We start from the raw sequence: 14,173 nt of genomic DNA, 5'->3' as shown, positions 1-14,173 counted from the left end.
GTGTCCATTTTGCAACCACTAGAACTCTTGGCTCCGGCCGGAGATTTAGAAAAGCTTAAGATTGCCGTCCTCTACGGGGCAGATGCCGTCTACCTGGGGGGGCGGCAGTTTAGTCTGCGTGCCGGGGCAGGTAATTTCGATGACCAGGAATTGCTGGCAGGCATCGAATTTGCCCATAGGCATCAGGTAAAGGTTTATGTCGCTATCAATATCTATGCCCATAACCAGGACCTGGACAAGTTACCGGCCTACCTCGATTTTATTGCCAAAGCGGGTGCCGATGCTGTCATTGCCAGCGATCCTGGAGTGGTGGATATGGTACTTAACCTGCAGCCCCAATTAGCGGTGCATCTTAGTACTCAGGCTAATACCACCAACTGGGCCAGCGCTGCCCTCTGGAAACGATTGGGGGTAGAAAGAATTGTGCTGGCCAGGGAATTATCGCTGCCCGAAATAAGCGAGATTGCCTCCCGGGTGGACATTGAATTGGAATCCTTTGTCCATGGAGCCATGTGTATGTCCTATTCCGGCCGCTGCCTGTTAAGTAATTTTATGACAGGACGGGATGCGAACAGAGGAGATTGTGCTCAGTCCTGTCGTTGGCGTTATCATCTGGTAGAAGAGAAGAGACCCGGACAGTATTTCCCAGTAGAAGAAGATGACCGGGGCACTTATTTTATGAGCAGTAAAGATCTCTGTCTGTTGGAATACGTACCCCAGCTGGCAGAAGCCGGTATCAGCAGCTATAAAATTGAGGGGCGCATGAAGAGTATTCATTACCTGGCTACCGTGATTAAGGTGTACCGTCAAGCCATTGATGCCTACCGCCAGGACCCCGCCGGCTATAGTGTAACACCAGCGTGGCTGGAAGAGATCAAAAAAGTTAGTCACCGGGAATACACCACAGGCTTTTTAATGGGAGATCAAGGGCAAACTGCCACGGTGGAGCGTGGTGCCAGTTCCTATACCCGGTTGGCTGCCTTTGTGGGTTTGGTGCTGGATTATGACGAGTCTACCGGTAGGATTATTGTGGAACAGCGCAATAATTTTCGGCAAGGGGAAACTTTAGAAGTGCTTACAGCTAAAGGTGATAATCAGATCATGATAGTGAATGAAATATACGACGGAGAAACTGGGGAGCCCCTAGAAGTGGCGCCACATCCCCAACAAATTATTCATTTGTCAGTGAAGGAGCCGATACCCCCTATGTCCATGCTCAGGAGGCTGGGGTAGGGTTAGACATGCCAATTTTTGGTGAGAATAGTGATGTTGATGCTCGCCAAAAAGGAATGTTTTCCATGAATCTATTTCAACAGAAACGTTTGATAAAAACCTTTTATCTAATTGCCTTTCTTTTTGTGCCGCTGTTGGTACATTTGGCTGTTATTCAGTTGTTCCATAATGAGGAATACAGTCAAAAGGCTCTAGAGCAGCGGACTTTGCAAGTGGCTTTAGAAGAAATACCCCGGGGAAAAATTCTAGATAGAACCGGTCAACAGTCTTTAACCATGGGTGAGAAGGAACCGAGAATTACTCTTTTCCCACAAATTATTCAAGAGAAACAAACAGCAGCCAACAGGTTGGGCAGAATTTTAGGCCGCAACCCAGATGAGTTGCTGGCTTTTTTTCATGCCAAGCCACAATTTTTGCCCTATCCGCTGACAGAGAGCCAGATTAGGCAAATTAAAGATCTTAAGATCCCAGGGGTTATGGTCGAGGAAATTTCTTTACGATACGGAGTCGAACCCCTGGCATCCCATGTGGTGGGCCACCTGGGGCATATCTCAGGGCTTGCCAGCTTGGAAAAACTAAATAGTTTGACTGAAAAAAATTACAAAATATCCGATTTAATAGGTACCAGTGGTCTGGAATACTTTTATGAAAAAGAACTAAAGGCAGAACAGCCGACGATGCTTGCCAGAGCCTACGTTGATGTTTATCGGCGGTTGATTCAAGGGTTAGGGATTCAAACTGAACCACAGCAGAAAACCGGTCGCCAGGATGTGATTACCACCCTTGATCGAGATATACAAGCCACTGTCGAAAAAATTATGGATGAGCAGTTACCCCGAGGTGCGGTGGTGGTTATGGATGCCCGAACTGGTGATCTGCTGGCAATGGCCAGCAGGCCGAACTATAATCCGGCTAATATTGCCCAGTCATTATCTGATGGCAATGATGCCTTTTTAGATCATTGTACGGCTTTATATCAACCAGGATCAATTTTCAAAGTGGTGGTGGCGGCAGCGGCGCTGGAGGAAGGCCTAGTAAAACCTGGGGATAGCTTTGTTTGTCTAGGAGATAAGGATCATTACATTAGTTGCTGGCATAAACCCGGACACGGTCCCATTACCTTTGAAGAAGCCTTTGCCCAATCTTGTAACCCGGTTTTTGCAGAACTCGCTGTAAAGCTGGGTGCCCAAAAAATAATTAAGTATGCTCAAGCCTTTGGCTTGGCATCACAAAATATTATTGGTTATCCGCTATCCAAAGATCAAAGACAAAATTTAGAGCTTATCGCTAAACCTTATAACCTTGTCAATAGTAGTGTTGGACAGGGACCGGTTTTAACGACTCCAGTGCAACTTACGGCTATGATGAATGTTATTGTCAATAATGGAGTGTATATTGAACCAAGGTTAGTGAAAGGTGTGTTGAACGAACAGGGTAAGATGAGCCGTCATTATCCTATGGGTGGCAGCCATAAGGTTATCTCCAGTGAGACTGCTAAAGAAATAAAACGGTTGCTATGGTTGGTAACTGAAAAGGGTGTTGGAAAGGAGGCGATGGTTTCGGGCTATGGAAGTGCTGGAAAGACTGGTTCTGCCGAAATAGGTAATGGGAAGAAAACTGTAAATGCCTGGTTTTCTGGTTTTGCACCCTATGATAGACCTAAATATGTGGTTACAGTATTAGTAGAGGGTGGTATCAGTGGAGGAGCTTCCGCTGCTCCGATATTTAGAGAAATTGAGAAGAGTATCCTAATGTTGCCACATTGACGGGTTAACAAAATTATCGTAGAATGTTAGTATATTTTGTTTGCTATGGGGGATATTGTCATGATAGTGCGAGGGGATCAAATCCGAGCCTTACGTGAAGAGAGAGGCTATACCCTGCAAGATCTAGCACGCCGTGCAAAACTGTCCTTATCCTATTTAAGTGAGATTGAAAGAGGATCTAAAAGACCTTCTTTGAAGACCATTGACAAATTAGCGGCTGCACTTAACGTGTCTAAGACACAACTGGTTGAAGGTGAAATTACTGATACCGGGCTTGGACTTGGGGAAAAGATACGAATCATTCGAAATGAGAATGGACTTTCATTGCAGGAACTGGCGGACAAAATTGGCATTTCCCTTTCCTACCTCAGTGAGATTGAAAGAGGCACTGTTTATCCCGCACTGAATACTCTAAAACGAATCTCCGAGGGGCTTGGGGTACCGGCCACTGCTCTGATGGGACACGAAGGGTCCCTGGGGTATAAATTAAAGCATCTTAGAGAAGAATATGGTCTGACTCAGGCACAATTGGCTAATTTAGCCGGTGTTACAGCGGGACTTATTGGCCAAATTGAACAAGGAAAGGTACAGCCTTCTCTGAAGACGTTGGAAAAACTTTCAGAAGTAATGGGTGTATCCCCCTGCTACTTTATTATGGAGCCCGGTGCCGTTGACCAAATGGTTAGTTTGATGAATCCGGAGCTTAGGGAATTATTAATTCACCCTAACGTACAGGCAGTTCTAAGTCTGGTTTGTAATTTAAATGAAAAGGAACTACAGTTTATTTTAAATTTTATCCAATTATTTAAAAAATCTGAGTTGTCATAAGCTGGTAAAAAAAATTCCCCTAAGTGTATTGCTAGCGAATAAAAAATTTAGTATTATAGTTTCAAGTGAAGTCTTAAGAGTTAAGCTATGCCAAATATGCCAAGAATAAAATTATAGTATCTTCAAGGAGGCGGGTTGAAACATGGCTTTAGAATTAAATGCTGCGAACTTTGAAAACGAGGTGCTGAAGTCCGATGTACCTGTATTGGTGGACTTCTGGGCCGCTTGGTGTGGTCCCTGCCGCGCCATTGCTCCTATTGTGGAGCAATTAGCTACGGAATATGCCGGTAAAGTTAAAATCGGCAAGGTAAATGTGGACGAAAACAGAGACTTAGCTCAACAATTTGGTGTTATGAGTATTCCAACTTTGATTTTCTTTAAGAATGGTCAAAAGGTAGACCAAATAATTGGTTTTACTAGTAAAGCCGACCTGGAAAAGAAACTGGAAGCTACACTGTAAGAAGGATAAATCCTCCGTTTACTAACGGGGGATTTATATTTTATAATCCTAATTTTAAATAAGGGTAATTTTTACGGTACGGCCTAAAATAGTTAACATAATAATACAAATGACCTTTTAGTTTACATAATAAAAAGAGCAATGGGAGATAACGGCAGAATGGAGTTGATTCTTTGCACCAAATATTATTTTACATTGGAGACTGGCCAATACGTTCCTTTGGTGTAATGCTCTCTCTGGGGATTTTAGGGGGCTTACTGGTAGCTTTTCTGGTAGCTAGAGCTCAGGGGCGTTATGCAGAAGAAGTTTTGGACCTGGCCTTCTATGCCATTCTGGGCGGCTTGGTAGGGGCAAGATTGTGGGAAGTGGTGTTTAGCTGGGAGTATTATGGTAACCACCTACTAGAGATTCCCGCTATTTGGAATGGCGGTATCTCAGTGCAGGGTTCCGTATTAGGAGGATTACTGGCGGTTATTTGGTACTGTCGTAAACGAAATATTGCTATCTGGCCCATGATGGATACATTAGCTCCTGGTGTATTGGTGGGACAGGCCATTGGACGTTTAGGCTGTTTTTTAAATGGCTGCTGCTTTGGGATTCCCCATGTTCATTTGGGTGTTATCTATCCCGCCGGAACAGATGCTTATTATGCCTTTGGTTCCCAGCCACTCTTTCCTGCAGTTCTTTTTGAAGCTGCTTGGGATGTGTTAGTGTTGATAGTACTGCTAGCCCTACTCAAGAGAAAACCTTTTCCTGGGTTTATTGCCCTCAGCTATTTTATACTTTATTCCGTAGGACGGTTTACCTTGGAATTTTGGCGGGGGGATAGCTTGAGAACCTTTATGAATTTAAAGGCTGCTCAAGTCTCTTCGGTAGCCACAATTCTGGTATCGCTGGCTTTAATGTATTATTTATACAATTTATTTCCAAAGAAGGACAAGAATTTGATTTATTCAACCGGACAAAATAACAGCAGGAGGTGATTTTGTGGAACTAGGACATAACTGGCATAAATGGAAAGAGATTTTAGGTGGTGCAGTAGGTTTGGGAGAACGAGTCGGTATGGATGAGGAGAGCATCAATAATGCGGCCTACCGTCTGGGGGATTTCTTTGCCGGAACATTGGATCCCGCTAATCACGAACAGCGTTTGATGAAGGAACTTTGGGAGGAGGGAAATGAAGAAGAGAGAAAAACCCTCGCTTCTCTCATGGCCCGAACAGCTCACAAAGCAAGTACGAAACATTAAGAGGAGGAGCCGCGGCTCCTCCTTTTTACCATTTTCAACGTATGCGAAAGTATAAGACATACATGCCAACTAAATTTGGCTCCTGAAGAAAATGATAATGTCACAGGGACAGTTATTATCATGGTAGAAAACTTCTACACTACGTAAGTCAAGATTTTTTAAACAAATCTGGGCAATTGACTTAATTCCATACCATTTGCAAAATGGGAAATATATTGCTCACCATTTTCCCTCGCAGATAGTTTTACTCCTTCAAGTTCACCTGACTTTGCAAGTTTTACGGCCTGTTCCATGCTATACGTGTTACCATTAATCATGACATCCGTGATTTCCCCGGCTGCATTTTCTTTAACCTCCATAATATGCACTTAAGTATCACCCCTTTATTTTGCTGAACCTATTATGTGTTAAAATACTTGACATAATGCATAACTTTGTTGCGGCCGGATTGCTTAGCCTTATAAAGGGCTTGGTCTGCTTCGGCGATTACCTCTTCGGGGGTGCTGTGTTGCGTAGGTAGGGTGGATGCTACTCCAACACTGACAGTGACATAATTAGCAATAGCCGAGCTAGCATGGGGTATGTTTAAGTTTTCAATTTCGGTACGTAGGTTTTCCGCTACTATCAAGGCTTCCCGAGAATCTGTATCCGGTAAAATAACAGCAAATTCTTCCCCGCCATAGCGAGCCACTAAATCACCAGAACGGTGTAAGGAATTGTTGAGGGCAGTGGCCACTTGATACAGGCAATGATCACCTGCCTGGTGTCCGTAGGTATCGTTATAGTATTTAAAAAAGTCGATGTCTAAAAGAATTAAGGAAAGCCATGTGGAGTTCCTAGTTGTTCGTTTCCATTCGTTAGCTAGATATTCATCAAAGGAACGCCGATTAGCAATACCTGTTAGGCTGTCAAAGGAGGATAGCACCCGTAGTTGATGATTGTGATTTCGTAAGAGACTGGTTTCTTTATAGACATGACGGATCATAGGGCGAAAAATAAAGAAAGCTTCGAATAAAAGCAGCAGAAGCGTTAAACAGACAATGATAACTTCCAGTATTTGAAGCATTTTAATATGATTTTGGGCTTCTGCTTCATATAATTTTACTGCTTTATCCAGAGCCTGGAGTAAATCTCCTTTGGCAGCAGTAAGAATATACACTAAATGGGGATTGTTGAGCGTTAGTTTTTGCCCGGGTTCATTTAGTAACGAATCGATATGACCAGTAAAAGTGCGAATTTGCTGGTCTAAAGACACAGGTGGATCATAGTAAATAGCTTGTACTTCCGGGGAGGGGTCACCGGGCAATTTCATGACGGGATCGCCTAATAGAAGCCCCCTGTGGGAGGCTTCTATTAAAGATTTGACTTCGTATAGTTGGTTACGTATTTGCATTTCTTCGGTATCATTTTTACAATGCAGTAATTGGCTGCTTAATAGAGCCGCTTTCTGAGATAACATACGTTGACGGCCACTGACATTAATGATGGAGGCATAGGTATCTTGTGTCTGGATAACCTGATAGACGATACAAAAAGCCGTAATAGATAAAGTGGCAATCAAGGCGAGGGCCAACAGATATTTTTTAGTTAAGCTGCCTAGCTTCATATACACCTCTTACTAAAATGGTTGCGTGGTTGTATATTATTACGACTATTTTCGAGAACTTCCTGCCGATTTGCAAAAAGAAAAAGACTACCATAATGGCAGTCTAGATACGCTGAACACAATAGCCCTTTTTAATTAGTTCTTGAATAATAGAAGCTAGATGTTCGCTATCCTGGGTTTCCAATACTAGATCTACCCGGGCAGATCCCAGTTCCACCTCGGAACGAATACGATTATGATGAACTTCTACAACATTGGCCGATAAATCACCAATGCTTTTCAATAATCCTTGTAGTTGACCGGGTTTATCAGGAATGATAGTGGTAAGTTCGGTTTTTCGGCCGGCTTTAGCCAATCCTTTGTCAACAATGCGAGATAGCATATTAACATCAATATTACCGCCACTGATAACCGCCGCTATTTTTTTACCAGGTAAATTCACTTTGCTGTTAAGTAGCGCAGCCACAGAAGCTGCTCCAGCACCTTCAGCAATGAGTTTGCATCTTTCCATTAATATCAGAATGGCATTGGCGATTTCATCTTCTTCTACTGTCACAAATTCATCAACATATTCTTTGACAATATCATACGTCAGAGTACCGGGTGTTTTCACGGCGATACCATCAGCGATTGTGTTTGCGCTGGACAAGGTGATGATTTTGCCTGCCTGGGAGGATTCCCTCATAGAAGCAGCATTGGCAGGTTCTACACCAATAATTTTAACACTTGGTTTAATAGCTTTGGCAGCAATGGCAATGCCTGCTACTATGCCGCCGCCACCAATGGGTATTAAAATGGCATCCACGGCAGGTAATTCATCTAGTATCTCAAGGGCGATGGTTCCCTGTCCGGCGATGACATAGGGATCATCAAAGGGATGAATAAAGGTTGCACCGGTTTCCTTTTGTATTTCCATAGCCTTGGCATAAGCGTCATCATAAACGTTGCCGTGTAAAACCACGTTGGCCCCATAGCTCTTGGTAGCAGTAATTTTAGCCAGGGGAGCGCAGGTGGGCATAACAATGGTAGATCGAATGCCATAGGTAGAGGCGGCCAGGGCAACCCCTTGGGCGTGATTGCCTGCTGAAGAGGCAATCACGCCGGCTTGTTTCTCTGCACTTGAAAGGTTGCAGATTTTATTAAAAGCTCCACGAATCTTAAAAGAACCCGTTTTCTGAAGGTTTTCTAGTTTCAAATAAACATCGCTGCCAGTCATTTCACTGAGGGTAGTGTTCGGAACCAGATCCGTATGATGAATAACACCCTTCAGACATTCCCTGGCAGTATAGATATCGGCCAGAGTAATATTTTGCACTATGCTTCACCACCTACGGTAATGGTACCAGTCACACCGGAGCCACCCCTGGCAAATTTGTCAGCCAACAGGGCAATAGCACCGTCACCGGTAACGTTGCAGGCAGTACCAAAACTGTCTTGGGTGAGATAAAGAGCAATCATCAGCCCCAGTTGAGCTTCGGAAAAACCCAGCATGGACTGTAGCAGACCAAGGGCTGCCATAACGGCACCACCAGGAACCCCGGGAGCTGCCACCATGGTTACACCCAGCATCAGAATGAAAGGAAACATCAGGCCAAAGTTTATACTTGCTCCAGACATCATCATAACAGCCATAGCACACATGGTTAGAGTAATGGTACTACCGGATAGGTGAATGGTAGCACAGAGAGGTACAGCAAAATCGGCCACACCATCAGAAATACCATTCTTTTTAGCGCAGCGCAGGGTAACAGGGATGGTAGCTGCGGAAGACTGGGTACCGATGGCGGTTAGATAAGCAGGTACCATATTTTTTAGAGCTGTAAAAGGGTTCTTGCCGGCGAAGGTACCGGCAATCATATATTGGAAAATGATAATGACAATATGACTAATGATAACGATGGCAAACACAGAGCCAAAGATCTTCATGATTTTAGCTACTTCACCGGCATAGGTCATGTTGGCAAAAATACCAGCGATGTGAATGGGCAATAAGGGAATGATCACATTTTGAATTACTTTTTCCACAATTTCTTGGAAGTCCTTGGTTACCTGGAACAAGGATTTATTCTTAATGGCGGCCATGCCTAGTCCAAACAGGAAGGCAGTAACTAGGGCAGTCATTACACCCATGATAGGGGGCATATCCACTTGGAAGAAGCCTTTCACCAGTGCATCTTCTGGATTGGAGGCTTGTCCACCCACGGCACTAACGATTTTGGGCAGTAGTCCGGTACCCACAACATAGGCAAAGGTACCAGCTATAATGGTAGATGCGTAAGCCAGTAAAGTGGTAATACCCAGTAAACGTCCGGCTCCTTTACCCAATTCAGCAATACCGGGAGCTACGAAACCAATAATAATCAGTGGAATTACATATCCTAAGAAACCACCAAAAATACCGTTAAAGGTAGCGAGTAAACGCACAAAGAAATCAAATTGTAAAAATTCCTTAGAAATATAACCTACAATAATACCTAAAACAAGACCAATAATTAATCTCGTTAATAGTCCTACTTTCTTCATACACAAACCCTCTCTTTCAGTTACTATTTTTCGGTCATTGGGTTAAACGATGAAATGAAATTTACAACCCTCCTTACTTAGTTAGTTACTAGGACAGGCTAATTGTTTTAGATCTGATGTACACACCAGAAAGACAAATGGAGATGCTTGATAAATAAAATGACATTTCAACAATGACATGTTACAATCAATTACGCATAATTTCAATAATTTTAGCAATATTTTGCCGAAGTAAAAAAATACCATAAAATACAAGTGTCCGTGACAGGAGTACTATTGGGTAAAAATTCTACTTACTACAGGGTTGTCTTAAAAAGGGAATCACTTCCTGAATTGCTGCTTGCAAGCTGTTTAAAGGGAAAGGCTTTTTACAAGCCAGTGGAAAAAAGCTGCAGGAGTTGTATAATTAATGGTAGTAAACAAATTTTAAGACCGGAAAGTTAACATAATCCGGTCTTTTTAGGAGGAGTTGGCATGAGTATTCATCAATGGCATAAAGATACCCTTGGACAAAAAACTGTAGAAGCATTAAAGAAAAATCAATTTGATGCGGTCTATTTTCCTAGTAAGGAAGAAGCTATAGAGCATGTACTGAGTTACATTACCAGTGGGGCACAAGTAGGCTTTGGGGGTTCCATGACCATCAGCCAGGACTTGGATTTGGTAGAAAAGGCGAAAGCTAAGGGGGCAGAACTGCTCGTCCATGGCGATCCGCAACTCACTCTCGAAGAAAGAATGGAGGTAATGCGTAAGCAGCAGGTCTGTGATGTTTTTCTAGCCAGCACCAATGCTGTTACTTTAGATGGCTGTTTAGTCAATATGGATGGCGTGGGCAACCGGGTGTCTGCCTTAACTTTCGGCCCTAAAAAGGTTGTTATTGTGGTTGGAACTAATAAGATTTGCCAAGATGTCGATTCTGCCGTAGAACGCTTGCAGACCATTGCTGCACCGAAAAATAATAAACGGCTGAATACTAATAATCCCTGTACTGTGACTGGGGTCTGTGCAGATTGCAAGGGTTCCGGCAGAATTTGCAGAATTCTTTCCGTTCTCAAGAGAAAGCCTTCCTTAACAGATATTACCGTGGTGGTGGTAGGTGAAGAATTAGGATACTAAGAATAAATGGAATGAATCAAAAATGTTAAAGGCGGCACCCAAAGTGGGGCCGCCTTGCTAGTTCAAGCTTCCTCTAAAACCGCCTATTGGCAGCCTTCTATACACAATTCCTTAACTAATTTATTTAAAGCTCTCTTCTCAATGCGTGATACATAAGAACGGGAGATTCCCAAAGTCCGGGCAATTTCCCGTTGGGTTTTGCGACTGGAATTGCCAAGACCAAAACGCATTTCCAGCACCCTCTTTTCTCGGATATTTAGTTTATGAACCTTTTCCAGTAAACGATTTTTCTCAAAGGCGATTTCTACGGTGTCCGCCACCACCTCTGGGTCGGTACCCAGAATATCGATGAGACTTATTTCATTACCTTCTTTGTCAACACCAATGGGATCATAAAGGGAAACTTCCGCCTTCACTTTCTTAATGAATCGCAAGTGCATAAGGATTTCAATGTCTATGACAAGTAGGTAGCGGAATAACCCGTATTCTTTAGTTGTAACCAGGCACCTTGTTGCCTAAGCAGAATCTTTATTCCCGGTGGGCGGCTAAAACCTCTGTACTCCAGTTTTTAATGCGAGTTTGTTGATAGTTAATAACTATAATTGATAAAACAACCAATACAATGCCAGTTGCAATATATCCTGTAAATACCTCGTGAAACACAGTAATGCCAATAATTGTTGCTACCACAGGTTCTACAAAGGTCAGGAGTGCAGCCTTGCCCGTGTCCATGTATTCCAAACCTTTCGTATAAAGGAGAAACGGCAACAGAGTTGACAGTACTCCAAGTAAAACAATATGTAATATGACAGTGTTTTCAGCGACAGCAATGCTAAGAATTTCAGATGGTTTGCAAAATGGAAACAGCGCGATTGAGGCAAACAAAAAGGTATAGGTAATAAGTGTTAACCAGTTGTATTTTGTTAAAGCAACTCTTCCAATAACGCTGTAGAGTGCATAGCCAATACCGGAGCCTAATCCAGCAATTAAAGCTACTCCTGTGATGCTCGTTTCGCCAGCACCGTTGATAAATCCTGTAGTATACATACAACCAACAAAAGCAAGGATGATAGCGATCCCTTTTCGTAAGGTAAAGCGTTCACGAAAAAGCACGCATGAAAACAACATTACAAAACAGGGCGAAGTATGCAGCAAGATACATGCAATGGACAAGGTACTTTCAGAAATGGCAATGAAATAGCATATATTAAAAAAGGCAATACTAACGACTCCTGTTCCGATAAACAACCATAAATCATGCAGCTTAATTTTCAAATATTTTCTATTGGTCAGCAATAAAAAAAAACCCAAAATTGCAGCGGAAACGAAACAACGGCCTTCGGTAATTTGCAGGGCACTTAATCCTGCTTTTGTCAGGGAATTAGAAAATAGTCCGATCATCCCCCAAAAGACACTGGCCACTACAATCAAAAACGGAGCAAGGATGCGCCAATGTTGTTGGCCTAAACGACCCATTTTTCTATCCTCATTACACCGCAATAGTTTTTCAAATATAACGAAAACCTTTCCATCCAGTTATCGAGTTTTTCGGCGCCATCGAAAGAATAAAAAATGGTGACTATTTCATGATCTCCAAGTTGTATCATAGCTCTGCGGCTATCGCTGCTCGGATTTCCGAAAGCTCCTAATTCATCATAGAGTGTAGGTAAGTATTCGATATTTATACTAGCTTTTCCAATACCATCGTAATGAGACCCACTTGCTGCACGTTGAAGTTCAATATTGCCTTTGAGTTGGTTGGCATCGTATGACCCGATGGAGTAGCCGGAAGTAATGGAAATAAGATTATTTACCTCGACAATGTTATTAATCTGATATAACCCTTTCCCTTGCACAATACGACGAAGCATGGCTTCTGCAGCATTGCGATATTCATGTGGAGATTTTCCGAGGGCCTTATATGCCTGACGCGTTGCGGTAATGTGTGGATTTTGAGCTATTTTCTCAATGGAATATTCCTGGAACAGTGTCGCTACTACATCCTCAAATAGAGCAATTAATTCCTGCGTACTTGGAACAACCGTAGCCTTATAAGACAAAACGCCTAACGCAGTTTTCGGACAAATTCCAGATACCTCGTCTGAAATAGAAATCTTCATTTTCTCACCGATCCTTCTTATGTGTTTTGTTATCAAACAACCCCAGCATTGCAAGAAAGCGCCATAATACGAAAGGGACAGAAGCTTTTTTCTATTGAGCCCTTGTTGTTATACTGAACACATTGTATAATTTTCCCTATGTTAAGTAAATATATAATTATTTAAAGATGATTTAAGTATTACTTAAATATGGGAGAAGGTTTATATGGATATTACAAAATGCAAAGTATTCATTACATCAGTAGAGCTTGGTAGTTTTTCTAAAGCGGCGACAGCATTGGGATACACCATATCGGGAGTGAGTCAGTTGGTAAATTCATTTGAAAAAGAAATGGGTTTTCCTTTGCTCACACGGGATAAAAAAGGCGTAAGACCTACCGATAATGCATTGAAAATTATCCCCGTTTTGAGAGACATATTATTACAAGAAGAACGGCTTTATCAAATCAACGCAGAAATAAAAGGGTTGGCTATGGGCAGCGTTACAATTGGTGCTTACTCCAGCATTGCAACGCATTGGTTACCATCGGTCATAAAAGGTTTTCAAGAAGCATATCCACAAATAGAAATACGACTTATGGAAGGTATACGGCAGGAGGTCGAAAGTTGGCTTTCTGATAAAAGAACAGATATTGCTTTTTTTAGTTATCAAGAACCAATGCCTTATGAATGGATACCGCTTGCAGCAGACCCAATGCTCGCAGTTCTGCCAAAAACACATCCGCTTGCAGATGAAGCAGTCTATCCACTTCAAAACTGTCAAGATGAGCGATTTATTATGCCTGCGCTGGGACGCGACGACGATGTAGCAGAGCTATTAAGCAGAAATAAACTGGCCCCCAAAATTTGTTTCTCCACTTTGGAAAATTTTGCCGCGTTAGCAATGATTGAACAGGGGATGGGAATGAGTATTATGAACGAGTTGATTACAAAAAAGTGGCAAAGCAATGTTGTGAAACTCCCACTTGATCCACCACAGCAAATTATGCTTGGAATTGCGCTTCCGTCACTAAAGACCGCTTCACCTGCTGTCAAACGATTTGTGGACTATGCGACAAGTCGCTTGACTTGTCGAGAGACGCGGCGATAAGGAAGCATCTCCTATAAAGGTGTCGCATAAAAAATGGACGTACTTGTTGTCGCCCATAAATTCATGGGATTTTTTGGTGCCAGGTAGAATTGAAACTTCTGCTAGGCCGCCACGGTAGGGTGGCGGCCTAGCACAGATGAGAAGCAATTTCGATAAGTCGTCGACTATAGTCGGCGATTTTTA

General features: G+C 42.7%; 15 protein-coding genes. 8 read left to right on the top strand and 7 right to left on the bottom strand.

The window, feature by feature from the left end:
* Positions 1-9: 9 nt before the first annotated feature.
* From BUA78_RS03045 to BUA78_RS03020, 6 genes are all read left to right on the top strand, one after another.
* The gene (locus BUA78_RS03045; RefSeq protein WP_072910836.1) at positions 10-1,233 is read left to right on the top strand and encodes a peptidase U32 family protein; all 1,224 of its coding nucleotides are present in this window, start codon (positions 10-12) and stop codon (positions 1,231-1,233) included.
* Between the two features lie 8 nt (positions 1,234-1,241).
* On the top strand, positions 1,242-2,999 hold the full coding sequence (locus tag BUA78_RS03040; protein ID WP_238456696.1) for a peptidoglycan D,D-transpeptidase FtsI family protein: 1,758 nt from the start codon (positions 1,242-1,244) through the stop codon (positions 2,997-2,999).
* 60 nt (positions 3,000-3,059) lie between these two features.
* Positions 3,060-3,827, top strand: a complete 768-nt coding sequence (locus BUA78_RS03035) for a helix-turn-helix domain-containing protein (protein WP_072910834.1) — start codon at positions 3,060-3,062, stop codon at positions 3,825-3,827.
* Positions 3,828-3,969: 142 nt separating this feature from the next.
* A complete protein-coding gene (gene trxA / locus BUA78_RS03030; protein WP_072910833.1) occupies positions 3,970-4,287 on the top strand; it encodes a thioredoxin in 318 nt (105 codons plus the stop codon).
* Positions 4,288-4,460: 173 nt separating this feature from the next.
* Complete coding sequence (gene lgt, locus BUA78_RS03025) at positions 4,461-5,270, top strand: prolipoprotein diacylglyceryl transferase (protein ID WP_072910831.1); 810 nt, start codon at positions 4,461-4,463, stop codon at positions 5,268-5,270.
* A 4-nt stretch (positions 5,271-5,274) separates the two neighbouring features.
* The gene (locus BUA78_RS03020) at positions 5,275-5,535 is read left to right on the top strand and encodes a DUF3243 family protein (RefSeq protein ID WP_072910830.1); all 261 of its coding nucleotides are present in this window, start codon (positions 5,275-5,277) and stop codon (positions 5,533-5,535) included.
* 158 nt (positions 5,536-5,693) lie between these two features.
* Here the strand turns inward: BUA78_RS03020 and BUA78_RS03015 are convergent, their stop codons facing one another.
* From BUA78_RS03015 to BUA78_RS03000, 4 genes are all read right to left on the bottom strand, one after another.
* Positions 5,694-5,894 (bottom strand): DUF3892 domain-containing protein, encoded by a 201-nt coding sequence (locus BUA78_RS03015; RefSeq protein ID WP_072910997.1) that lies wholly within the window; start codon positions 5,892-5,894, stop codon positions 5,694-5,696.
* Positions 5,895-5,935: 41 nt separating this feature from the next.
* A complete protein-coding gene (locus BUA78_RS03010; protein WP_072910828.1) occupies positions 5,936-7,141 on the bottom strand; it encodes a diguanylate cyclase in 1,206 nt (401 codons plus the stop codon).
* A 103-nt stretch (positions 7,142-7,244) separates the two neighbouring features.
* Entirely contained in the window at positions 7,245-8,456 is a 1,212-nt protein-coding gene (gene ilvA, locus BUA78_RS03005; protein ID WP_072910827.1) for a threonine ammonia-lyase, read from the bottom strand.
* Complete coding sequence (locus BUA78_RS03000; RefSeq protein ID WP_072910826.1) at positions 8,456-9,664, bottom strand: dicarboxylate/amino acid:cation symporter; 1,209 nt, start codon at positions 9,662-9,664, stop codon at positions 8,456-8,458. Before BUA78_RS03000 ends, ilvA begins: the two co-directional genes overlap by 1 nt.
* A 474-nt stretch (positions 9,665-10,138) precedes the next feature.
* Between BUA78_RS03000 and BUA78_RS02995 the strand changes: the two genes are divergently transcribed.
* Positions 10,139-10,780, top strand: coding sequence for a lactate utilization protein (locus BUA78_RS02995; RefSeq protein WP_072910824.1), 642 nt, complete (start codon positions 10,139-10,141; stop codon positions 10,778-10,780).
* Positions 10,781-10,863: 83 nt separating this feature from the next.
* Here the strand turns inward: BUA78_RS02995 and BUA78_RS02990 are convergent, their stop codons facing one another.
* The 3 genes from BUA78_RS02990 to BUA78_RS02980 all read right to left on the bottom strand — a co-directional run bounded on the left by BUA78_RS02990 (position 10,864) and on the right by BUA78_RS02980 (position 12,900).
* A complete protein-coding gene (locus BUA78_RS02990; protein WP_072910823.1) occupies positions 10,864-11,220 on the bottom strand; it encodes a sigma-70 family RNA polymerase sigma factor in 357 nt (118 codons plus the stop codon).
* 88 nt (positions 11,221-11,308) lie between these two features.
* Positions 11,309-12,256: a DMT family transporter gene (locus BUA78_RS02985; RefSeq protein WP_072910821.1), complete on the bottom strand. Its 948-nt coding sequence runs from the start codon at positions 12,254-12,256 to the stop codon at positions 11,309-11,311.
* On the bottom strand, positions 12,244-12,900 hold the full coding sequence (locus BUA78_RS02980; protein ID WP_072910820.1) for a B3/B4 domain-containing protein: 657 nt from the start codon (positions 12,898-12,900) through the stop codon (positions 12,244-12,246). The genes BUA78_RS02985 and BUA78_RS02980 overlap by 13 nt, the downstream gene beginning before the upstream one ends.
* Before the next feature lie 205 nt (positions 12,901-13,105).
* Between BUA78_RS02980 and BUA78_RS02975 the strand changes: the two genes are divergently transcribed.
* Positions 13,106-13,990, top strand: a complete 885-nt coding sequence (locus tag BUA78_RS02975) for a LysR family transcriptional regulator (RefSeq protein ID WP_072910818.1) — start codon at positions 13,106-13,108, stop codon at positions 13,988-13,990.
* Positions 13,991-14,173: the final 183 nt, after the last annotated feature.

This window comes from Desulforamulus aeronauticus DSM 10349, from assembly GCF_900142375.1.
GTDB lineage: Bacteria > Bacillota > Desulfotomaculia > Desulfotomaculales > Desulfotomaculaceae > Desulfotomaculum > Desulfotomaculum aeronauticum.
This window is presented reverse-complemented; position numbering and strand designations above follow the sequence as displayed.

Coding starts and splice junctions, on each gene's coding strand:
- BUA78_RS03040 (WP_238456696.1), top strand. CDS start 1,242: ATGCCAATTTTTGGTGAGAATAGTGATGTTGATGCTCGCCAAAAAGGA.
- BUA78_RS03035 (WP_072910834.1), top strand. CDS start 3,060: ATGATAGTGCGAGGGGATCAAATCCGAGCCTTACGTGAAGAGAGAGGC.
- trxA (WP_072910833.1), top strand. CDS start 3,970: ATGGCTTTAGAATTAAATGCTGCGAACTTTGAAAACGAGGTGCTGAAG.
- BUA78_RS03015 (WP_072910997.1), bottom strand. CDS start 5,894: ATGGAGGTTAAAGAAAATGCAGCCGGGGAAATCACGGATGTCATGATT.
- BUA78_RS03010 (WP_072910828.1), bottom strand. CDS start 7,141: ATGAAGCTAGGCAGCTTAACTAAAAAATATCTGTTGGCCCTCGCCTTG.
- BUA78_RS03000 (WP_072910826.1), bottom strand. CDS start 9,664: ATGAAGAAAGTAGGACTATTAACGAGATTAATTATTGGTCTTGTTTTA.
- BUA78_RS02995 (WP_072910824.1), top strand. CDS start 10,139: ATGAGTATTCATCAATGGCATAAAGATACCCTTGGACAAAAAACTGTA.
- BUA78_RS02990 (WP_072910823.1), bottom strand. CDS start 11,220: ATGCACTTGCGATTCATTAAGAAAGTGAAGGCGGAAGTTTCCCTTTAT.
- BUA78_RS02985 (WP_072910821.1), bottom strand. CDS start 12,256: ATGGGTCGTTTAGGCCAACAACATTGGCGCATCCTTGCTCCGTTTTTG.
- BUA78_RS02980 (WP_072910820.1), bottom strand. CDS start 12,900: ATGAAGATTTCTATTTCAGACGAGGTATCTGGAATTTGTCCGAAAACT.
- BUA78_RS02975 (WP_072910818.1), top strand. CDS start 13,106: ATGGATATTACAAAATGCAAAGTATTCATTACATCAGTAGAGCTTGGT.